The sequence below is a fragment of the Streptomyces sp. PsTaAH-137 genome, from assembly GCF_003259365.1.
Classification (GTDB): Bacteria; Actinomycetota; Actinomycetes; order Streptomycetales; family Streptomycetaceae; genus Streptomyces.
Genome location: NZ_QLLY01000013.1, coordinates 108,148 through 130,298, shown reverse-complemented (window position 1 = coordinate 130,298; position 22,151 = coordinate 108,148). Strand labels below are relative to the sequence as shown.

Annotated in this window: 15 protein-coding genes; 8 read left to right on the top strand and 7 right to left on the bottom strand. The window is 72.7% G+C overall.

Features of this window, described 5'->3' with window-relative positions:
- Nucleotides 1-14: 14 nt before the first annotated feature.
- Nucleotides 15-1,097, bottom strand: a complete 1,083-nt coding sequence (locus tag K377_RS27205; protein ID WP_111666171.1) for a Zn-dependent alcohol dehydrogenase — start codon at nt 1,095-1,097, stop codon at nt 15-17.
- Nucleotides 1,098-1,114: 17 nt separating this feature from the next.
- Nucleotides 1,115-2,503 (bottom strand): aldehyde dehydrogenase family protein, encoded by a 1,389-nt coding sequence (locus tag K377_RS27200; RefSeq protein ID WP_111666170.1) that lies wholly within the window; start codon nt 2,501-2,503, stop codon nt 1,115-1,117.
- A gap of 166 nt (nt 2,504-2,669) precedes the next feature.
- Here K377_RS27200 and K377_RS27195 point away from each other — a divergent pair, with 166 nt between their 5' ends.
- The 3 genes from K377_RS27195 to K377_RS27185 all read left to right on the top strand — a co-directional run bounded on the left by K377_RS27195 (nt 2,670) and on the right by K377_RS27185 (nt 11,480).
- On the top strand, nt 2,670-5,234 hold the full coding sequence (locus tag K377_RS27195) for a S8 family serine peptidase (protein ID WP_111666169.1): 2,565 nt from the start codon (nt 2,670-2,672) through the stop codon (nt 5,232-5,234).
- Nucleotides 5,234-8,131: a VCBS repeat-containing protein gene (locus tag K377_RS27190; RefSeq protein ID WP_111666168.1), complete on the top strand. Its 2,898-nt coding sequence runs from the start codon at nt 5,234-5,236 to the stop codon at nt 8,129-8,131. Before K377_RS27195 ends, K377_RS27190 begins: the two co-directional genes overlap by 1 nt.
- A gap of 76 nt (nt 8,132-8,207) precedes the next feature.
- Nucleotides 8,208-11,480: an AAA family ATPase gene (locus K377_RS27185; protein WP_111666275.1), complete on the top strand. Its 3,273-nt coding sequence runs from the start codon at nt 8,208-8,210 to the stop codon at nt 11,478-11,480.
- Nucleotides 11,481-11,938: 458 nt separating this feature from the next.
- On the opposite strand, the gene K377_RS27180 is transcribed toward K377_RS27185, so the two are convergent.
- The 4 genes from K377_RS27180 to K377_RS27165 all read right to left on the bottom strand — a co-directional run bounded on the left by K377_RS27180 (nt 11,939) and on the right by K377_RS27165 (nt 15,857).
- Entirely contained in the window at nt 11,939-13,153 is a 1,215-nt protein-coding gene (locus tag K377_RS27180) for an MFS transporter (protein WP_111666167.1), read from the bottom strand.
- Nucleotides 13,154-13,159: 6 nt separating this feature from the next.
- The gene (locus K377_RS27175) at nt 13,160-14,626 is read right to left on the bottom strand and encodes a CitMHS family transporter (RefSeq protein WP_258395139.1); all 1,467 of its coding nucleotides are present in this window, start codon (nt 14,624-14,626) and stop codon (nt 13,160-13,162) included.
- 88 nt (nt 14,627-14,714) lie between these two features.
- Complete coding sequence (locus K377_RS27170) at nt 14,715-15,323, bottom strand: TetR/AcrR family transcriptional regulator (protein WP_181512654.1); 609 nt, start codon at nt 15,321-15,323, stop codon at nt 14,715-14,717.
- A gap of 21 nt (nt 15,324-15,344) precedes the next feature.
- The gene (locus K377_RS27165) at nt 15,345-15,857 is read right to left on the bottom strand and encodes a hypothetical protein (protein WP_111666164.1); all 513 of its coding nucleotides are present in this window, start codon (nt 15,855-15,857) and stop codon (nt 15,345-15,347) included.
- 188 nt (nt 15,858-16,045) lie between these two features.
- Here K377_RS27165 and hmgA point away from each other — a divergent pair, with 188 nt between their 5' ends.
- The 3 genes from hmgA to K377_RS27150 all read left to right on the top strand — a co-directional run bounded on the left by hmgA (nt 16,046) and on the right by K377_RS27150 (nt 19,505).
- A complete protein-coding gene (gene hmgA, locus K377_RS27160; protein WP_111666163.1) occupies nt 16,046-17,359 on the top strand; it encodes a homogentisate 1,2-dioxygenase in 1,314 nt (437 codons plus the stop codon).
- Nucleotides 17,360-17,512: 153 nt separating this feature from the next.
- Nucleotides 17,513-18,262 carry a GntR family transcriptional regulator gene (locus K377_RS27155; RefSeq protein ID WP_111666162.1) on the top strand — a complete coding sequence of 250 codons (750 nt, stop codon included), beginning with the start codon at nt 17,513-17,515 and terminating at the stop codon, nt 18,260-18,262.
- A gap of 22 nt (nt 18,263-18,284) precedes the next feature.
- On the top strand, nt 18,285-19,505 hold the full coding sequence (locus tag K377_RS27150; RefSeq protein WP_111666161.1) for a type ISP restriction/modification enzyme: 1,221 nt from the start codon (nt 18,285-18,287) through the stop codon (nt 19,503-19,505).
- 57 nt (nt 19,506-19,562) lie between these two features.
- Here K377_RS27150 and K377_RS27145 read toward each other — a convergent pair whose 3' ends face one another.
- The gene (locus tag K377_RS27145; protein ID WP_111666160.1) at nt 19,563-20,297 is read right to left on the bottom strand and encodes a TetR/AcrR family transcriptional regulator; all 735 of its coding nucleotides are present in this window, start codon (nt 20,295-20,297) and stop codon (nt 19,563-19,565) included.
- A 63-nt stretch (nt 20,298-20,360) separates the two neighbouring features.
- Here K377_RS27145 and K377_RS27140 point away from each other — a divergent pair, with 63 nt between their 5' ends.
- Nucleotides 20,361-21,335, top strand: coding sequence for an ATP-binding cassette domain-containing protein (locus tag K377_RS27140; protein ID WP_111666159.1), 975 nt, complete (start codon nt 20,361-20,363; stop codon nt 21,333-21,335).
- Nucleotides 21,332-22,117: an ABC transporter permease gene (locus K377_RS27135; RefSeq protein ID WP_111666158.1), complete on the top strand. Its 786-nt coding sequence runs from the start codon at nt 21,332-21,334 to the stop codon at nt 22,115-22,117. Before K377_RS27140 ends, K377_RS27135 begins: the two co-directional genes overlap by 4 nt.
- Nucleotides 22,118-22,151: the final 34 nt, after the last annotated feature.

The window sequence follows — 22,151 nt, the reverse complement described above, 5'->3', positions numbered from 1 at the left end:
CGCCCGAGTCGCGGCTAGAAGAGCACCAGGGCCCGGCCGCCCTTGCCCGCCAGCATGTTGTCGAAGGCGGACGGGATGTCGTTCAGGGTGATGTGTTCGGTGACCAGGGCGGACAGGTCCAAGCGGCCGGCGCGGACGTGGTCGGCGAGGACGGGGAGGTCTTCGGACGGGTTGGAGTTGCCGTAGACGCAGCCGGACAGGGTGCGCCCCCAGTGGAAGAGCTCCAGGGCGTTGAAGGTGACCTGCTGGTCCTTGCCGCCGATACCGACGACCGTGGTGCGGCCACCACGCCGCGTGGACTCCCAGGCGGTACGGATCGTCACGGCACGGCCGACGCACTCCACGGCCACGTCGACACCCTGCTTGCCGGTGAGCCCGCGAATCTCGCGGGCGGTGTTCTCGGAGGCGACGACGTAGTCGGTGGCACCGGCCCGCCGGGCCAGCTCCTCCTTCTCCGAGGACACGTCCACCGCGATGACCTTCGAGGCGCCCGCGATGCGCGCGGCCTGGAGCGTGGCGAGCCCGACCCCGCCGACGCCGTACACCGCGACGGTCTCGCCCTCCTGGACCCGCGCGGAGTGATGGACCGCGCCGTAGCCGGTGAGAACGGCGCAGCCGAGCAGGGCCGCGTCCGTGAGCGGGACCCCGTCGGGCACCCGCAGCACGGTGTTGGCGGCGACGACCGTCTCCTCGGCGAACGCGGCGACGTTCAGCCCGGGGTGCAGATCGGAACCGTCGGAGGCCCGCCGCGCGTACACGGCGCCGGCACCGGCCAGCGCGTTGGCGCACAGCCAGACCTCCCCGAGCGAGCAGGCGTGACAGTCGCCGCACGAGGGAGCCCAGTTGAGGACGACCGCGTCGCCGGGCACGACGTGCGTGACGCCGTCGCCGACGGAGACGACGGTACCGGCGCCCTCGTGGCCGAGGACGGCCGGGAGCGGCACGCGCATGGTGCCGTTGGTGAGGGACAGGTCGGAGTGGCAGACCCCGGCGGCGGCGAGCTTGATGCGGACCTGCCCGGGGCCGGGCTCGGGCAGGTCGATGTCGGTGATCTCCAGCGGGGAACCGACGGCGGTGCAGACAGCGGCGCGGACCATGGTGATCGGTGACTCCCTTAGAACTGGAGGGACTTGGTCTGGAGGTACTCGGAGAGGCCGTGCGCGCCGAGTTCCCGGCCGACGCCCGACTGCTTGTAGCCGCCGAACGGGGCCAGCGGGTTGAACCGTCCGCCGTTGATGTCGACCTGGCCGGTGTCCATGCGGCGCGCGAAGGCCACGGCCTCCGCCTCGTCACCCGCCCAGACCGCGCCCGCGAGCCCGTACACGGTGCCGTTGGCGATCCGCAGGGCGTCCTCCTCGTCCTCGTACCGGATGAGGGAGACGACCGGGCCGAAGATCTCCTCCTGCGCGATGGCCATCTCGGGGGTGACGTCCGCGAAGACGGTCGGGGCGACGAAGTAGCCCTTCTCGTGCGGGGTCTCGGTGCCGCCGACGACGAGCCGGGCGCCCTGCTCGACACCCTTCTCGATGTAACCGCGCACCCGGGCCTGCTGCTTGGCGTTGACGAGCGGGCCGATGCGGTCGCCGTACTTGGCGGCGGCGTCGGCGGCGAGCTCGACCGCCTCGTCGTACTGGTCGGTGTGGACGAGCATCCGGGTCCAGGCACTGCACGTCTGGCCGGAGTTGCCCATGACGTTGGCGACGCCGACCTTGACGGCCTTCGCGAGGTCGGCGCTGGGCAGGATCACGTTGGCCGACTTGCCGCCGAGTTCCAGTGCCACGCGCTTGATGGCGGCGCCCGCCGTGGCACCGATCCGCCGGCCGACCGCCGTGGAGCCGGTGAAGGAGACCAGGTCCACGTCCGCGTGCTCGGCGAGCGCCTGGCCCGCGACCGCGCCGATGCCGGTGACGAGGTTGAAGACGCCCGCCGGGATGCCGGCCTCGTCGACCGCCTCGGCGAACAGCTGGGCGGTGAGCGGGGTGTCCTCGGCCGGCTTCAGGACGACCGTGCAGCCCGCGGCGAGGGCCGGGCCGACCTTCGCGACGATCTGGTGCAGCGGGTAGTTCCAGGGCGTGATGGCGCCGACGACGCCGACCGGCTCGGAGTAGACGGTCGAGTTGCCGACCTTCTCCTCGAAGGGGTGGGAGGCGGCCAGCTCGGCGTACGAGCCGGAGACCAGGATCGGTACGCCCGCGTGCACCGTCTGCGAGAACTGCAGGGGCGCGCCCAGCTCGGCCGTGACCGTCTCGGCGACCTCGTCCTTGCGGGCGACGAGGACGTCGCGCAGGGCGGCGATGCGGGCCGCGCGGTCGGCGGGGGGCGTGGCGGCCCAGGCCGGGAAGGCGGCGCGGGCGGCTCGTACGGCGGCGTCGACGTCCTCGGCGGTGCCCGCGGGGACATGGCCGATGACCGACTCGTCGGCCGGGTTGACGACGGCGATCGTCTCGCCGCTGGCGGCGGCGCGCCACTCTCCGCCGATGTACATCCCGTCGTGGGCCTTCATGGCTCTCCTCCCGAGCTGATGCGTGATCGCATCCCAAACTAGCGGTGATAGTTTTCCGGCGCCAGGGACCTGCCGGAGACCCCCGTCACGCCGCCGGTAATTCCTCAGTAACGGCGCCTTCCTAGCGTGCGCACTCCCCCGTACCGTTCCCGGAGGAGTGCCCCCGATGCACCTGCCCCGACCGCCACGGCGCAGAACAGCCGTTTGGGCGGCGGCCGCGTTCACCGCGACCGCTCTGACCGCCGGCGTCATACCGGCCGTCGCCGCCGACACCCCGTCCGCGGCCGCCACCGCGAAGATCGACCCGTCGCTGAGCAGCGCCGTCGCCGAGGGCGGCGACGCGACGTTCTTCGTCGTCCTCAAGGACCGGGCCGACCTGTCCGCCGCCAAGAAGCAGAAGACGCACGCCGCGAAGGCGAAGGCCGCCTTCAAGGAGCTGCGCGCGAAGGCCGCGGACACGCAGGCCCCGCTGACGTCCTTCCTCGACAAGAAGAAGGTCGGCCACAAGGACTACTGGATCGCCAACGCCGTCCAGGTCACCGGCGGCGAGCGGCTGGTGAACGAGCTCGCGAAGCGCCCGGACGTCGCGTCGGTCGTCAAGGAGCAGCACTACAAGCTCGACGACATCGAGACGGCCGACAGCAAGGTCACCTCGTCGCGCACCGACTCGTCCGCGAACGGTGACGACACCCCGGAGTGGGGCGTGTCCGACATCAACGCCGATGACGTCTGGAACCAGTACGACGACCGCGGCGAGGGCATCGTCATCGCCAACGTCGACTCCGGTGTGCAGTACGACCACCCGGACCTGGTCGCCCAGTACCGCGGCAACAACGGCGACGGCACCTTCACCCACGACTACAACTTCTACGACCCGACGGGTCAGTGCGGCACCGGCGGCGTCCCGTGCGACAACAACGGCCACGGCACCCACACGATGGGCACGATGGTCGGCAGGCACGGCATCGGCGTCGCCCCGAACGCGAAATGGATCGCCGCCAAGGGCTGTGAGTCCTCCTCCTGCTCGGACGAGTCGCTGCTCGCGGCCGGTCAGTGGATCCTCGCGCCGACCGACCACAACGGGCAGAACCCGCGCCCGGACCTGGCCCCGAACATCGTCAACAACTCCTGGGGCGGCGGCGACACGACGTTCTACCAGGACATCGTCGAGGCCTGGAACTCCGCGGGGATCTTCGAGGCGTTCGCGGCCGGCAACGACGGCGACGGCAAGACCTGCTCCACCGCGCACGCCCCCGGCTCGCAGGCCCCGTCCTACGGCGTCGGCGCGTACGACTCGTCCGGCACGATCGCGTCCTTCTCCGGCTTCGGCCCGTCCCTGGTCGACGGTTCGGCGAAGCCGAACATCTCGGCGCCGGGCGTCAACGTACAGTCCACGTGGCCGGGTTCGGCGTACAACACCGAGTCCGGTACGTCGATGGCGACTCCGCACGTCGCGGGCGCGGTGGCGCTGCTGTGGTCGGCGGCCCCCTCACTGATCGGCAAGATCGACGAGACCCGCGCGCTGCTGAACGAGGGCGCCCGTGACGTCGACGACACCCACTGCGGCGGCACCGCCGGCATGAACAACGTATGGGGCGAGGGCAGGCTCGACATCCTCGCCTCCGTCGACAAGGCGCCGCACACCGCGGCCGTCGTCACCGGCGAGGTGACCGACAAGGCCACCGGCACGGCGCTGTCCGGCGTCACCGTGAAGGCCGAGGGCGCCGGGACGACCCGCACGGTCACCACCGGGACGGACGGGAGCTACCGGCTGCCGCTGCCCGCGGGCACGTACACCTTCACGTTCGGCGGCTACGGCTACGCGAACGGCTCGGCCGCCGGAGTCACCCTCACCGACAACCAGGCCTTCACCCAGGACATCGCGCTGACCCCGGTCGCCTCGCACCAGGTCTCCGGCACCGTCGCCGACGTCACCGGCAAGCCCCTGCCGGGCGCGAAGGTCGAGCTGACCGGTACGCCGCTGGACGCCGTCACCACGAACGCGAAGGGCCGGTACTCCTTCGCGAAGGTCGCCGAGGGCTCCTACAGCCTGACGGTGAAGCCCGCCGCTCCGGTCCTGTGCAACGGCGTCTACACCGGTTCCGCCACCGTCGGCGCCGACGGCCTGGCGAAGAACGTCCAGGTCCCGAACCGCACCGACAACGCGTCCAACTCCTGTGCCCCGGCGGCGTACTCGTGGATCGCCGGGACGAAGAAGGTGGCCCTCACCGGCGACGAGGACGCGGCGACGGTCGCGCTGCCCTTCCCGGTGAAGCTGTACGGCGTCCCGTACTCCTCCGCCTCGGTCACCACCGACGGGCTGATCAACTTCCTGTCCTCGCGCGTCGGCGACTACAGCAACACCGCGCTGCCGACGACCGGCGTGAACGGGGTCAAGGGCATCGTCGCCCCGCTGTGGGACGACCTGACGCTCGACAAGAAGTCCTCCGTGCAGACGGCCACCACCGGCACCAAGGGCAGCCGCACGTTCGCCGTCGTGTGGAACAACGCCGCCTACGCGAACGGCACTTCGGGCCGTGCCACCTTCGAGGCCGTCTTCGACGAGGCCACCGGCGCCGTGACCCTTCAGTACCGGTCGGTCGCCGACAGGGGCGCGGGCGCCACGGTCGGCATCGCCGACCAGAACGGCACCGACGCCCTCCAGTACGCGTACAACCAGTCCGTCCTCACCGACGGCACCGCCGTCCGCTTCGTGCAGGGAGCCAAGTGATGAGAGCCCACCACTCGCGGCGGGCCGTGCGGCTCGCCTCCGCGCTGATCGCGGCCGGGCTGTGCCTGACCGCCGCCCCGCAGGCCCTGGCCGCCGACGACAGCGGCCCGGTCATGAAACTGAGCAGCGCCGAGGCGAAGAAGCTGGCCGCCGAGGTCACGCTCGACCCGTACGTCACGGCCGAGGACACCACCGGTACCCAGAAGGCCGACGACACCGCTCCCGCGTCGGACGCCGCCGGCCCGGACACCAAGGTGACGATGACCGCGAAGTCCACGCTGGAGGGCGTGCGCGGGATGGGCGCCACGGTGCCGGTCGGCAGGAACGGCGACTACTTCTCCGTCAACAGCATGGGCTACGTGCAGCGGCACGCCGCCGACGGCAGCGAGAAGTGGGCGCGCGCCGGCAGCTCCTTCTTCACCGACTGGCAGGTCAAGCCGCTCCAGCCCTGGCGGACCGAGCCGTACCCGGCGCAGATCCTCATGGGCTACAACGCGGTCTCGCCGTTCTCCGCCAACTCCGACTCCGGCTACGCGACCGGTGACCTGACCGGCGACGGCGTCCCGGACCTGGTGTTCACGGCGCTGGTCGGCGCGACCCCGTACCCGCGCGCCTTCACCTCTCCGGGCTCGGACCTCAGCACCGGCACGTTCGTCACCGTCCTCGACGGGAGGACCGGCACCACGGTCTGGTCGAAGCTGTACAACCACGCCTCCATGGTGAAGATCGTCGACGGCACGCTGCTGATCGCCGACGCGCCCCGGATGAGCGGCGACGCGAAGGTCCCGGCCGGTGCCACGCTGACCCTGACGGGCATGCGGTTCTCCACCGGCACCGACGGCAGGCTGACGCCCGCGCAGTCGTGGACGTACGACAGCAAGGAGGCCCGGTACGCGAACTGGGGCGACATCCAGGACCTCGGCAAGGGCCGGATCGCCGTCTCCTGGAACCTCGGCAAGGACGACGGCGTCGACTCGCGCGGGCGCACCCTCGTGCTCGACACCGCCGACGGCGCGACCGTCTGGCAGTCCGACGGCATGCTCTACAGCCGCAAGCTGCGCCTCGACGCGGGCCGCAAGCGGCTCGTCGCGATCGAACAGGCGGACGCCACGGACGCGGTGCGCTACGAGGTCGCCTCGTACGACCTGAAGACGGGTCACCGCGCCACGCTGGACGCCCGGGAGAACGTGCTGCCGACCGCGCTGACCGTCGGTGACCTCGGCGCGAAGGCGGGCGACGAGTACGCCGTCGCGGAGTCCTCGCTCGACGAGAACTACTACGTCAACGCCAGCACCGTCCGCGTCGTCGACGGCGCCGACCCGGGCAGCCCGCTGTGGTCGAGCACCATCAAGCGCGACGCAGACAACAGCCACGACGCGCCCAGCGTCTGGGGGCTCGGGGTCGCCGACGGCTCGCTCGTCGCGTCCGCCCAGGACGACCGCGAGATCAACGACCCCGGCAACCGCGGCGGCAACCGCTACGCGTCCCTGACCGTCTTCTCCGGCAAGGGCGCCGTCAAGTGGCAGCAGAAGGGCGTCGCCGCCGCGCCGATGTACCAGGACCTCTACGGCGACGACCGGGGCACGCACGTACGGGTCGTCGACCTGACGCAGAACATCCGCACCTACAAGGTGGGCAACGGCAAGGCGGAGGGCGTCACGCCGTTGCAGGGCGACATCGCCTACGCCAGGAGCACGGACCTGAACAAGGACGGCAAGGCCGACCTGGTCATGGGCGGTGAGTCGAACGGCGTGTTCGCATACTCGGGTCCGTCGCTGGTCGACGGCGGCAAGCCCGAGAAGCTGTGGCAGGCCACCCTGCCGGGTGCGGTCCACGACATCGAGCTGGGTGACGTCGACGGCGACGGCAGGCCCGAGATCGTGGTCGCCGCCGACACCGCGACGGTCGTCCTGAACGGAAGGACTGGCAGGACACTCGCCACCATCGCAGCCGGAGAGGGCCGGTTCGTCCGCTCGGTGCAGCTGACCGACCTGGACGGCGACGGCGCACAGGACCTCCTCGTGCCGACGGACGCACTGCGCGCCTACCACGGCGACGGCCACGCCCTGTGGACGTACAGCGCGCCGAAGGCCGCGGGCGACGTGCGCTTCGCGGACGCCTCGGTGGGCGACGGCCGGGTCTACGCGTCGTACGCGAGCCTCGACGCGTTCGGCCTGGACGCCCCGGTCACCGACGCGGTCGCGCTGAACGCGAAGACCGGCAGGGCCCGTTGGTCCGTCGCTCCGAAGGCGCCCGACAACGCGGTCGGCGGCATCCGCACGGCCATCCCCAACGAGGGCGTCTTCGCTTCCAAGGAGATCCCGTACGCCGACGGGCACGCGGTGATCTATCTGTGGGGTGTCGTCGCGCCGCTCAAGACCGCCAACGACTCGCTCAACCCGCAGAACTACTTCGAGATCCGCGACGGCCGGACCGGCGAGGTGCTGCACTCCGGGCTCGCCGGAGGACTGTGGACGCACAACAGCTACTTCGCGAAGGACGGGGTGCTGTACTCGGGCGACACGGCGTCGTTCCGGAGGTACCGGGCGAACGGCGACGACAAGACGCAGCTCACCACGCCGACGTCGTACGGCGGCGGCTTCATGACCGGTCCCGGCGGCCGTGAGCTGCTGGTGTCCGGTTCCGAGTCGGGGCTCGGCATCTACGACCCGAGCATTCTCGACTCGCAGGACAGCTGGGAGGACCCCGTCGCCGGCATCACGCTCATGGGCGCCCGGAACTACTTCGCGGGCGACCTCGACGGGGACGGTGTCGACGAGGTGATGTCGCTCAACAGCGACGACTCCGGCCGGGACCGCACCGTCGGACTGTTCGGCGGCGGCTACTACGTGACCGACAACGGCATCCACCAGGTCACCACGTACAAGCTCTCCTGACCCGAGCCGCTGTCTCATGAACCCCCTGGGCCTCGCCCAGGGGGTTCACATGTCGCTCGGTTACAGTTGCGCCCTCATGAGCAAGCAGCAGGCGGACAGCACGATGTCGGCCGCTCCGCTGCTGCGTCTGCACCTTTTCGGCGGCTTCACGGCGACTCGTGACAGCGGCCCCGCGCCCGCCGGGCGCTGGGCCCGGCCCAGCGCGCAGACCCTGGTGAAGCTGCTCGCCGTCGTCCCCGACCACCGGCTCCACCGCGAGCAGGCCATGGACATCTGCTGGCCGGACGCCGACCGGCACTCCGCGACCGGCAGCCTGCGGGTCGCCCTGCACGCCGCGCGCCGCGCCCTCGAACCCGAACTCGCGCCCCGGGCCAGCTCCTCGTACCTGATATCCGACGGCGCGCTGCTGCGTCTCGATCCGGCCACCGTACGGATCGACGCCGACGAGGCCGAGACGGCGGCACGGGCCGCGCTCGCCTCCCGGGACCCCGGACGGCTCACCGCCGCCCTCGGCCTGTTCACCGGCGAACTGCTGCCCGAGGACCGGTACGCGCACTGGGCGCAGGCACGGCGCGATCAGCTGGCCGTTCTGCGCGAGGAGGTGCAGCTCGCGCTCGCCGCCGCGCACATGGCGCAGGGCTCCCTCGCCGACGCGGTCGCCACGGCCGAGCGGATCCTGGCCGCGGGCCCCGCGGAGGAGGCCGCGCACCGGATCCTGATGGAGGCGTATCTGCGCCAGGGGCTGCGGCGGCTCGCGGTGCGCCAGTACCACGCGTGCCGGGCGGCGCTCGACGCCGAACTGGGCGTGCGGCCGGGGCCCGAGACCGAGCGGCTGCACCGGCTCGCGCTGACCGACTCCCCCGCTCCCGCGCTGACCGCGCCGTCGCTGCCCGCCCCGCTGCGGGCTCCCGCAGCCGGACCACTGCACGGCCGTGACAACGTTCTCCTCCGGCTGCTCGCCGCCGAGGGACCGCCGGTCACCCTGCTCACCGGCGAGGCCGGAGTCGGCAAGACGAGCCTGGCCGGGGAGGCCGCGCGCCGGGCCGCCGCGGCCGGGACCGCCGTGCTGTGGGGCGGCGGGCACGACGCCGAGGGGCACACCCCGTACGGGGCGTTCGCCGAGGCCCTCGACGGCTGGCTCGCCGAGTGGGACGCCGGGGAACGGGCCCGGGTGGGCGCCGAGTATCCCGAACTGGCCGCCTTCCTGCCGTCGTTGGGGCGGGTCGGGGCCGGCGGTGAGCGGGGCCCCGAGGAGGAGCGGGACCGGCTGTTCCGGGCGGCGGGCGCCCTGCTCGGCGAACTCGCCGCCACCCGGCCGGTCCTGGTCGTCCTCGACGATCTGCACGCCGCCGACGAGGGCTCGTTCCAGTTGCTGAGTCATCTGGCGCGGCGGGTGCCCGCACTGCGGTTCCTCGTGACGTACCGCGAGGAGGAGCTGCCCGGGGGCGATCCGCGCCGGTCCGCCCTGGCCGCGCTGCGGCGGGCCGGGCTCGCCGCCCGCGAGGACGTGGCCCGGCTCGGCCGCGACGCCTGCCTGGCCGTGATCCGCGACGCCGGCACCCCCGCCGAGCGCCTCGACCGGGTCTGGGAACTCTCCCTCGGCAATCCGCTCTTCGCCCTCGAACTCGCCCGCGGCCCGGTCGGCGACGAAGCTCCGGACGGCGTACGGCAGTTGGTGGGCGAGCGGCTCGGGCGGCTCGGCCGGGACACCCGGCGGGTCGTGGAGGCGCTCGCCGTCGCGGGCGGCGAGGTCGCGCTGAGCGAGCTGCTGGACGTCGCCGAGCACGGGCTGCGGCCGCCCGTGGAGGCGGTGGCCGCCCTGGAGGACGCCATCGGCGCGGCTCTCGTCGAGGAACGGCAGGTCGTGGTCGCGGGGCGGGCCCAGGCGGGCCTCGCCTTCCGGCATCCGCTGGTCCGGCTCACCTGCTACGAACAGCTCACGGTCGTCCGCCGCCGCCAGCTCCACGCGGCGTTCGCGCAGACCGTGCTGCGCCGCCGCCCCGACGCCGTCGACACGCTCGCCTCGCACTTCGCGCGCGCCGACGATCCCCGCGCGGCCGAGTATCTGCGCCGGGCCGCCGAACGGGCCGCCGCCGTCTACGCCAACGACACCGCCGACCGCTACTACCGCGACCTGGTCGCCCGGCTCGACGTGGACGCCGCCCGCGCCCGGCTCGGCCATGCCCAGGTCCTGCGCCGCATGGGGCACTTCGCGCGGGCGGCCGAGGTGCTGCGGCTCGCGCTCGCCGAGTTCGTGCGGCGCGGCGACCACGACGACACCGTGCTCGCGGCGGCCCGGCTCGCCGAGACCCTCGTCAAGGCCGAGAACCCGGAGGCGGGCCTCGACGTCCTGCACGCCCATCCGCCGGGCGCGCAGACCGGACCCGAACCAGCCGCCTCCCACGGGCTCGCCCTGGGCGTGGCGCTCGGTGTGCAGGGCCGGTACGCGGCCGGGTACGAGGCCGCCCGGGAGGCGCTGGCCGCCGCGCTGCGGGTGCCCGGCCTCACCGGGCAGGGGTTGCAGGCCCGCTGCCATGCGGGGCAGGCCACCAATCTGGCGCTGGCCGGGCGTTTCCAGGAGGCCCGCGCCGCCGCCGACCGGGCGCTCGCTCCGGCCGAGTCGTACGGGGACTCGGCGCTGCTCGGCGCGGTGCTGTCGGTGCTGCGGGAGAACGCGCGGCGCGAGGGGCGGCTGCGGGATGCCGTCGGTACGGGGTTGCGGGCGCTCGGGCTCGCCGAGGAGTCGGGGGATCCGACGGCGGCCGCGTTCGAGCGGGCCAATCTGGCCGAACTCCGCTTGCTGTTGGGTGAGTTCGATGCCGCTCGGGAGCTGGCCGAGGGGGCTGTGGCGGGGGTCGACGGGGACGACGACACGTGGTCGCTGCCGTATGCGCTGGCCGCGCTGGCCCGGGTGCGGATGCGGGGCGGTGACGTGGAGGCTGCCGTGCCGCTGCTCGACCGGGCCGAGGGAGCCGTGGGCATGGACCGGCAGGCCCGTTTCGAGGTGCGGAGCGCTCGTGCCGAGGTGGCTCTGCGGCTGGGGGTGCCCGGGCGGGTGTCGGAGCTGGTCTCGGACACCGAGGCGCCGGTGCTGGCAGCTTGGGGTCATTTCCTCTGCGGGCAACGGGAGTTGGCGTCGCGGGTCGCTGCCGCCGAGGTGGAGCGGGCTCGGGGGTCCGGGGAGCGGCTCGCCGAGGTGGATGCCGGGGTGATCCTCGCGGTGGCCCTGGCCGAGCCCGGGGCTCTGGCCGAGGTGGCCGTTCTGGCACGGGGTCTTCCATACCCGGCCGGGATGACGGCGGTGCAGAACGCCCACGCGGCGACCGACCATGCCTGTGGCCGTGACTGATCGCGCATTTCCCCGAGCGCGGCCCGGTGGCCGCCTCTCGCGCAGTTCCCCGCGCCCCTAAAACCAGTTCCCACGCGCGCCACTCGTCGTGGCTGGTCGCGCAGTTCCCCGCGCCCCTAAAACCAGTTCCCACGCGCGCCACTCGTCGTGGCTGGTCGCGCAGTTCCCCGCGCCCCTGAGGCAGGCGCTTCGCGCCGCCTCCCCTGAGGCTGCGCTTCGCGCGCCTCACGATCAGGCGGCGGGGGCGCCGCTCTTGATAAGGCGGCGGGCGGGGTGCGCCTCTCTAGTTGAGGCGGCAGGCGGGGTGCGCCTCTCTTGATGAGATGGCGCACGAAGTGCGCATCTCAGGGGCGCGGGGAACTGCGCGAGAAGCGGCCACCGGCCGTCAGCCGACGTACAACCCAGGGGCGCGGGGAACTGCGCGACCAGCCACGACGGTGGCGCGCGCGAAAGGCCGCCTAGGGGCGCGGGGAACTGCGCGAGCGGCCGCGGCGCACAGGACCCGGCACACGGGACGGAGTCCCCCCGCGCAGGCCCAGACCAGAAGCGACGAGGAGCAAGCCGCCCAGCATCACGAAGGGCGCCGCCGTACCCGCGACCCCGGCGATGAGGCCCGCCGAGGCCGGCGCCGCCACCTGCCCGAGCCGGTTCCCGGTCAGGCGAAGGGCCAGAGCCGTGGAGCGGGCGTCCGGCGGGGCCGCCTGGACGACCGTGGTCATCGACAGGGGCTGGCCCACGCCCAGGCAGAATCCGAGGAGGACGAGGATCACGGCCAGCGCCCACACCGGCACCGGAAAGGCGATCGCCGCGCACAGCACCGCCGCCAGCAGACACGTCGACGTGATCAGCAACGCCCGGCCCAGCCAGTCGATGAGCGGGGTCATGACCAGGCGGCAGGCGATGGTGGCCCCCGCGCGCAGGCTCAGCAGCACACCGACGACGGCGGGCGCGATACCGCGATGCTCACCGACCACCGGCAGGTACGCGGTGAGGATGTCGGTGGCCGACAGCACGGCGAGGCTGATGAAGATGCCGCCGGGCACACCCCGGGTACGCAGGATGCGGTGCACGGGAACCCGGGGCGCGCTCACCCCCGTACGCGTACCGGAATCCGCACGACGGGCCTCGATGCGCCACAGCGAGGTGAGGGCGAACGCGCAGACGGCCGCCGAGATCAGCAGGGCCAGCGCGCTGGTGCCGCCCATGTCGGCACCGTCGATCACCGCGCCCGCCGCGATCGGCCCGATGAGCTGCCCGAGCGAGGCGCCGATCGTGAAGTGGCCGAAGTTGCGGTCCTGTTCGTCGGGGGCGGACTGACGGGCCACGATCGACTGGGCGCCGATGACGAAGCAGAGGTGGCCGAGGCCCATCACGCCGCTCCAGGCGGCCATCCGGGCAAGGGAGTTCGCGAGGCCGCTCAGCGCGCAGCCGCCCGCGATGAGGGCGACGCCGACCGGCAGCAGCGGGGCGCATCGGCCGTGGTCCGTGCGCCGCCCGAGCGGCACGGCGGCGAACAGCGGCAGCAGCGCGTAGACGCCCGCGATGACACCGACGGCGCGTTCGTCGGCGCCGAGGGCGAGCGCCCGGTAGGAGACGGCGGGCCGCGCCATCGACACCGCCCCCTGCGCGAAGCTGAAGGCGATGACGAGGCGCAGCAGCCAGGTACGGCTCAACGCAGGTCACACGATCCCGAAGAGCAGACCGGCGCCGAGGACGACGAGCGCGGTCAGCGCGGCCCATTTCACGGTGAACCTGGTGTGGTCGCCGAACTCGACCTTCGCCATGCCGACGAGCACGTACACGGCCGGGACGAGCGGGCTGGACATGTGCAGCGGCTGCCCGACGAGGGAGGCGCGGGCGATCTCGACGGCGGAGACGCCGTGCGCGCCCCCGGCCTCGGCGAGGACCGGCACGATGCCGAAGTAGAAGCCGTCGTTCGACATGAAGTAGGTGAAGGGGATGGAGAGGACGCCGGTGACCAGGGCCATGTGCGGGCCCATCCAGTCGGGGATGCCGCCGACGACCCACTCGGCCATGTGGTCGACCATGCCGGTGCCCTGGAGGACGCCGGTGAAGACGGCGGCGGCGAAGACCATGCCGGAGACGTTGAGGACGTTCTCGGCGTGGGCGCCGATGCGGGCCTTCTGGTCGGGCATGTGCGGGTAGTTGACGGTGAGGGCGAGCGCCGCGGCCAGGAGGAACAGGACCGGGATGGGCAGTAGCTCCATGATCATGGCGGTCAGCAGGACGACCGTGAGCAGCGCGTTGAACCAGTAGAGCTTCGGCCGCAGGGTGGGGCGGTTCGGGTCGAGTCCGGTGAACGTCTCGCCGTCCTCGTTGCGGTAGGAGGGCGCGGCACCGCCGCTCCCGCTGCCCCCACCGGTGCCGGTACCCGCACCGGCGCCCACGAGGACCTTCTCCTCGGCCGTCACCGTCTCGGTCTCGGTGACCTCGGCCGGGGCGTCGAGGGAGAGGTGGCCGAGGCGCTTGCGCTCGCGGCGGCCCAGCACGTACGCGAGGACGAAGACGAACAGCAGGCCGACGCCGAGCGCGGGGATCATCGGGACGAAGATGTCGGTGGCGTTCAGCTTGAGGGCCGTCGCCGCGCGGGCGGTCGGGCCTCCCCAGGGCAGGGTGTTCATGACGCCGTTGGCGGTGGCCGCGACCCCGGTCATCACGACCAGGCTCATCTTCAGGCGCTTGTACAGCGGGTACATCGCCGAGACGGTGATCATGAACGTGGTGGAGCCGTCGCCGTCCAGGGAGACGATCGCGGCGAGCACCGCGGTGCCGACGACGATCCGCACCGGGTCGGCCTTCGCGAACTTCAGGATGGCGCGCACGATCGGGTCGAAGAGACCCACGTCGATCATCACGCCGAAGTAGACGATCGCGAACATCAGCATGGCGGCGGTGGGTGCCAGGTCGCCGATGCCGGCGATGACGTAGTCACCGAGGTGCGCTCCCTTGCCCACCAGGACGCAGAACAGCGCCGGGATGAGCACGAGCGCCGCGATCGGCGACACCTTCTTCATCATGATCAGCACCAGGAAGGTGGCGATCATGACGAATCCGAGGATCGTCAGCATGGAGGGGGTTCCTAACGTCGTTCGCCCTTGAACTTCCGCCCGGGGGTCGGCGGTCAGCGAGACGCTAGGGCCCGTCCGTCAGCGTTAACAAGACGTTGACACGCGAGCAATAAGCGCAAAACTCCAGGTCACGGCTTTACGTAGATCAGTCGAGGGTGCGGGCGAGGTACGCACGCAGCAGTTCCCTGGTCTCGGTGATGATCCGCGGGTCGCCCGCCGGGTCGAGCCGGAACGCGAGCCGCACCAGCGCGTCGGCGGCCTCGACCGCCACCAGGAACGTGCGCCGCAGCGCGTCGTCGGGGGTCCGGCCGAGGTGCGGGGCGAGGAGGTCGGTGAGGGTGTCGGCGACCCGCAGATTGGGCGCGGAGTCGGGGTCGCCGACGGGGATCTGGGTGCCGAAGTCGACCAGGGAGAAGCCGGGCGCGGTGCGCTTCATGGCGAGGTACTCGTCGAGGATGGCGTCCATCGCGGCGCGCCAGTCGTCGGCCGGGATGGTGCCGAGGCGTCCGGTGACGCGCTCCGCGTACCGCTCCAGGTTCCGCTGGGCCAGGGCGTCGACCATGGCGCGCTTGTTGGTGAAGAAGCGGTAGACCGAGCCGATGGGCACTTCGGCGGCGCCCGCGACGGCCCGCGTGCTCAACTGCTCGTAGCCGACCTCGTCGAGGAGATCGGCGCAGGCGTCGAGGATCCGGCTCAGCCGCTCGGCGCTGCGCTGCTGGACGGGCGTACGGCGCAAGGGGGTCGGATGAGGCATGCCGGTCACCCTACGGCCGGTTCAGGGAGATGGGGATGCCGTCTCCGCGCCGGACGCGGTGAGGTCGGCGGTGGCCTCGACGGGTCTGCCCTCGACCGCCCAGACCGTGCCGTCGTCGGCGTAGAGCCGGGCGGTGACCTTGTGGGTGCCGCGGCTGAGGCGGGTGCCGGGCAGCCGGTAGTCGACGGCGCGCAGCCGGGACAGGCGGGTGCCGTCCAGGTAGAGCTGGGCGTAGCCGCGGCCGTGCACGGGGCGGGCCGCCGCGTCCTTCGGGCTGAACCGGAAGTTGCGCACCCGGACCTTGATGTCCCAGCCGCCGTCGGGCCGCGGGTCGGGCTGCACGATCAGGCCGACGCCGGGGGCGTCGTCGCCGGGGACCTGCCGGAAGTGGCGGCCGTCGTCGTCGGTCGTGTCGAGCACCTTGCCGACCTGGCGCGGGCCGCCGTCGTCGGCACCGCACCCGGCGAGGCCCGTCACGAGGGCGCAGGCGAGGAGGGAGGCGGCGAGGGCACGGGCCGGGGTCGTCCTGGGCATGCTCGGACAGTAAGGGACCGTTCACGTTTTCGGATCCGTCTCGGGGAGGAGGACTCCAGGGGGAGGCGCGGGGCCCCAGGGGGGCGCCCGCGGGAGATCGAATCCGGCCGGACGGCGTCTTGCGTGGGCCGATCGCGAATCCTACGGTTGAGCATAGGAATCATGGACGAGGGGCGAGGGAGCGATTCATGAGCGGGGACGCACGCAAGACGGCCGAGGCCCTGGCCTATCAGACGGGCTTCGGCAACGAACACGCCTCGGAGGCGGTGCCGGGCGCCCTGCCGCAGGGGCGCAACGCACCGCAGCGCGCCCCGCTCGGGCTGTACGCGGAGCAGCTCAGCGGCACCGCGTTCACCGAGCCCCGCGCGCACAACCGGCGCTCGTGGCTGTACCGGATCCGCCCCTCGGCCGCGCACCCCGAGTTCACGCGCACGGACAACGGCACGGTGCGCACGGCCCCCTTCACCGACTCGGTCCCCGACCCCAACCGCCGCCGCTGGAACCCGCTGCCCGACCCCGCGCCCGGCACGGACTGGCTGGCGGGCCTGTGGACGCTGGGCGGCAACGGGGACGCGACGCAGCGCACCGGCATGGCCGTGCACCTGTACGCCGCCGACTCCTCGATGACGGACCGGGTGTTCAGCGACGCCGACGGCGAACTGCTGATCGTGCCCGAGCGCGGCGGGCTGCTGCTGCGCACCGAGTTCGGGCTGCTCGCCGCCGGTCCCGGCGAGGTCGCGCTGATCCCGCGCGGGGTCCGCTTCCGGGTGGAGCTGCTCGACGGGAGTGCGCGCGGTTACGTGTGCGAGAACTACGGGGCGCCGTTCCAGCTCCCCGACCTGGGCCCGATCGGGGCCAACGGCCTCGCGAACGCCCGGGACTTCAGGGCGCCGGTCGCCGCGTACGAGGACGTCGAGGGCCCGGTCGAGGTGGTCAACAAGTTCTGCGGCAACCTCTGGTCCGCGACGTACGACCACTCTCCGCTGGACGTCGTCGCCTGGCACGGCACTCACGTGCCGTACGTGTACGACCTGCGCCGTTTCAATGTCATCGGCTCGATCTCGTACGACCATCCCGACCCGTCGATCTTCACGGTCCTGACCTCGCCGTCGGACACTCCGGGGCTCGCCGGTGTCGACTTCGTCGTCTTCGCGCCGCGGTGGCTGGTGGGCGAGGACACGTTCCGTCCGCCGTACTTCCACCGGAACGTGATGAGTGAGTACATGGGGCTCATCGAGGGCGCCTACGACGCGAAGGCCTCCGGCTTCCTGCCGGGTGGCGGGTCGCTGCACAACATGATGTCGGCGCACGGCCCCGACCGGGAGACCTTCGACAAGGCCAGCGCCGCCGAGCTGGTGCCGCAGCGGGTCGATGACGGTTTGGCGTTCATGTTCGAAACCCGCTGGCCCGTGACGGCCACCCCCCAGGCCACCGAGGCCGGTCACTTGCAGCGGTCCTACGACGACGTGTGGCGCGGCCTGGAACGCCACTTCCGGAGCTGAGGGCCCGCGACCGCCCCTGAGAGCGAGCGCAGCTCGCTCTCAGGGGCGCGGGGAACTGCGCGACCAGCCACAACGGCGGCGCACCCGGCGACGGCACCCGCATCCGCCCAGGCCACATTGCACATCACGCCCCCGACCGATACGGATAACCCCGTGACGTCATTCGCCCCGGACTCGATCGTCCTGAACCGCAAGCTGCCGCTCTGGTATCAGGTGTCGCAGTCCCTGCGCGCCTCGATACTGGGCCGCTCCCCGCAGGACCCGCTGCGACTGCCCACCGAGGAGCAACTGGCCGGCCACTACGGCGTCTCCGTGCTGACCATGCGGCAGGCGCTGAAGGAGCTGGAGGACGAGGGGCTGATCACCCGGCACCGGCGCCGCGGCACGTTCATCGAACCAGCGGCCCGGCGCGGCGCCCCGGTGCGGCTGCTCGGCTCGGTGGACGCGATCGTGGCGCAGCAGTCCGGGATGACGGCCGAACTGCTGGACCACGGCACGGTCCCGGTACCGACGGCGCTGGCCGACCACTTCCCGGGCACGGAGCACGTGGCGACGTACCACCGCCTGCGCAGCGACGAGAAGACCGGCGAGCCGACGAACCACGCCCGCAACTACATCCGCCCCGAACTCGCCGAGCGCGTCGACGTCGCGGACCTGGAACGGTGGCCGATGACGAAGGTGCTGCGGGACGTCGTGGGCGTGCGCATCACCCGGGTCACGGACTCGGTGGAGGCCCGCCTGGCGGACCCGGAGACGGCCCGGCTGCTCGAAGTGCCGCTGCTCAGCCCGATCCTGCACTACACGGGCATCACGTACGACGAGGAGGGCCGGGTCCTGGACGTGGCGGTGATTCATTACCGCGGGGACCGCTTCTCGTTCTCGGTGACGCTGGACGCCGACTGATGCCCGGCCGGGGAGACGTACCATGCCGGGCGTGACGAACGACCGTCCCGCAGACGCCGACGCCATCGCGCTCGCGGACCTGATGCCGTGGTCCGTGGCACCGCTGCGCCTGGGCCGCGGCTGGCCCGTGGCGCCGGACGCGGCGTCCCTGAAGGCCCGTTGGGACACCTTCGTCAGCGGTGACCCGGCCCGCCGGGAGACACTGCTCGAACCCTCGCGCAGCCGCACGCTGCACACCGCGGCCGCCCAGCTCCCCGGCGTCGACACGGGCACCGAGCCGCTCGCCCACGCCTCGGGGCCGTGCCCGGAGCCGGTGCGCGTGCTGCACGGCCCGTTCGACGAGCAGTGGCTGATCCCCGACCAGCGCTTGATCGACGCGGCCCGGCCCGAGTTGTGGCGGGTCGCGGACGAGCGGCAGCTGTACCTGGTGGAGCAGGGGTACGTGCCCGATGCCGGCGGCCCCGCCGTGCTGGCCTGCGCCGTGCTGCCCGAGGGCCGCTCCCCCGCGGGCCGCCCCGGCCGGATCCGCCCCCTCTACCGCCGTCCGGGCGCGGCGGAGCCGAACGTCGCGCCAGGTCTGCTCCAGCACCTTTCGGGTACGTACGACCACGAGGTCACCGCCGCCGACCTGTTCGCCTGGATCCTGGCCGCGGCCGGGCGCGGCGCCGACCGGACGTGCCGGGTGCCGCTGCCCCTGGACCCCGAGGTCTGGCGGCGCGGGGTCGGCCTCGGGCGCCGGGTCCTGTGGCTGGAGCGCCGCGGCACCGGCGCCGAGCGCCCCAAACTGCCGGGCGGCAGACGCCCGTACGTCCGCGCGCCGCTGCCCGAGAGGCCCACCGAGCTCCACTACGACCGCGCGCAGGAGGCCCTCCTGGTCGGCGACGGCCGCATCTCCCCCGTCCCCGCCGCCTCCTGGGACTTCCAGGTGAGCGGAGTGCGCGTCCTGGAGCAGTGGTTCGCCCGCCGCACGGCCACGGCGGAGCCGGGCACCCTGGCGGCGATCCGCCCGAAGACCTGGCCCCAGCCCTGGACGTCGGACCTCCTGGAGCTGATCACCGTCCTCGCCCTGCTGTCCGAACTGATCCCCGAACAACAGGAGTTGACGGCGGGCATCGGCGACCTGATCACCCCGGCCGAACTGACCCGCGCCCGCGTCCTCCCCGTCCCCGACACCGCCCACCGCCCGGCCTCGGTCCTGGACCACCAGGAGGAGGGCCCCGGCGGCCAGTTCGCGATCCTGTAGCGGGCGCAGCCCGCTCCAGGGGCGCGGGGAACCGCGCGAGCAGCCACGACGGAAGCCTCACACGGCAGACGGCCCCGCGAACCCCTCACCGGCGAACCCCTCAAGAGTCCTGCGCAGCGCCCGCTCGAAAACGGCCTCCAGATCGATGGGCCCGGAATCCTCGGCGAACGCGGCAGCCAGCCGCGGATACTTGCCGGACGCCACCTGCCCCCCGAGATAACCGATCCGCACCGCGTTCTCCTGCTCCTCGCTCCACGGCAGGGACCGCGTCCGCTCGGCGGTGGCGATCTCGTTGGCGACATACGTCGTCACCACGCTCGTCACCGACGCGATCAGCTCCATCTTCGTGCCGTACGGCAGCTCCAGCGGATCCAGGCAGGCCAGGCAGTGCTCCAGGTACCGCAGCGCGTTCGGGCTGAACCCGTACACCGGGGACATGAGGCGCGGCAGCCAGGGGTGCCGGTGCATCAACGCCCGTGCCTGCCGGGCGAGCCCGAGGACGTCGGTACGCCAGTCGCCGGACGGCTCGGCGTAGTCGTACTCGGCGCTGACGGCGTCGACCATCAGCTCGAACAGGTCCTCCTTGCGCGGCACGTAGTTGTACAGCGACATCGTGCCCATGCCGAGCTCACCGGCGACCCGCCGCATGGACACCGCGTCGATGCCCTCCGCGTCGGCGACCCGCACGGCGGCGGCCGCGATGTCGGCGCGGCTGTGCGCGGGCCGTGGGCCCCGTCCGGCGCGCTCGGGGCGCGCCCAGATCACTTCGGGTACGGCCGGTCGGCCCGCCATTGATCATCACCTCGCCCACCATCCTAGTTACGTACGGCGTACGTAGTGCGCTATGGTGACGCCATGACTTCTACGTACGCTGTACTTAGTGAAGGTCTGGAGAAGCGCTTCGGCTCGGGAGACAAAGCCGTGCACGCCGTACGGGGTCTCGATTTCGCCGTGCGCGAGGGCACGGTGTGCGGTCTGCTGGGGCCGAACGGGGCGGGCAAGACGACCGCCGTCCGGCTGTTGACGACCCTGCTGACGCCGGACGCGGGCACCGCGCGTGTCGCGGGCCACGACGTCACCACCGACGCGCACGCGGTCCGCCGCCGGATCGGTGTCACGGGGCAGTACGCGTCGGTCGACGGCGACCTCACCGGGCGGGAGAACCTGCGCCTGTTCGCCCGCCTGCTGCGCGCGCCCCGCGCCCGCGCCGACGAGCTGATCGAGCGGTTCGGCCTCACCGACGCCGCCGAGCGCACCGCCCGTACGTACTCGGGCGGGATGCGCCGCCGCCTCGACCTGGCCGCGAGCCTGCTCACCCGGCCCGCCGTGCTGTTCCTCGACGAGCCGACGACCGGACTCGACCCGCACAGCAGGGGCGCCATCTGGGACACGGTCCGCGGGCTCGCCCGCGAGGGCACGACGGTCCTGCTGACCACGCAGTACCTGGACGAGGCCGACCGGCTCGCCGACGACGTCGTGCTCATCGACGGGGGCCGCGCCGCCCACAGCGGCACGCCCGCCGAACTGAAGGCGCAGATCGGGCACTACGCGCAGGTGGTGCTGCCGGACGACGCGGGCGAGGGGGCGCTGCTCGCGGCGGCCGGCGTCCTGGACCAGCTCACGGGCGCGCGCCCCGACCTGGACCGGGAGCGGCGGACCGTGGGCGCCGTCGTCCTCGACCCGGCCGTCACCCTGCCCCGCGTCGTGCGCGAACTCGACGCCGCGCGGGTGCCGCTGCTGGACGCGACGCTGCGTCCGCCCACCCTCGACGAGGTGTTCCTGCGCCTCACCGCCGGCCGCACGACCGTGACCGAGGAGGTCGCCGCATGAGTACCGCGATCCTGTACGACGGCACGGCGATGCTCGGCCGGCACCTCCAGCGCGTCCGGCACGCCCCGGTGATCCTCGTCATGACGCAGACGATGCCGATCGTGTTCCTGCTGTTCTTCGGGTACGTCTTCGGCAGCGCGCTCGCCCTGCCGGGCGCCGAGTACCGGGCGTTCCTGGTGCCCGGCATGCTGGTGGCGACGGCGGCGAACGGCATCATGACGGGGATGTTCACCGCCGCCCAGGACACGCACCGCGGGGTGATGGACCGCTTCCGCACCCTGCCGATGAGCCGGGCGGCCGTGCCGCTCGGGCAGGCCGCGGCGGACCTGGTGACGACGGCCGTGGGGCTCGTCCCGCTCGTCCTGGTGGGCCTCGCCATGGGCTGGCGGATCGAGGGCGGGGCGGCGGACGCCTGCGCCGGGTTCGGGCTGCTGCTCCTGTTCCGGTTCGCGACGACCTGGGTGGGCATCCTGCTCGGGCTCGCCTCCCGCAGCGAGGAGGCGGCGGGGCAGCTGGGCGGCGCGACGTTCATGCTGCCGCTGCTGTCGAACGCGTACATCCCGACCGCCGGGATGCCGGGCTGGGTGCGCACCCTCGCCGAATGGAACCCGATCAGCGCGGTGGCGACGGCGGCCCGCGACCTGTTCGGCAACGCCCCGGTCCCGCACGGCGCCGCCTGGCCGGTGACGCATCCGGTCGCCGGCTCGCTGGCCTGGTGCGCGGTCCTGCTGATCGTGTGCGTACCGCTCGCCGTCCGCCGGTACGCGCACGGCGGACGGTGAGCGCCTCCGAGGCCGATGCCCGGGTCTGGGGCGG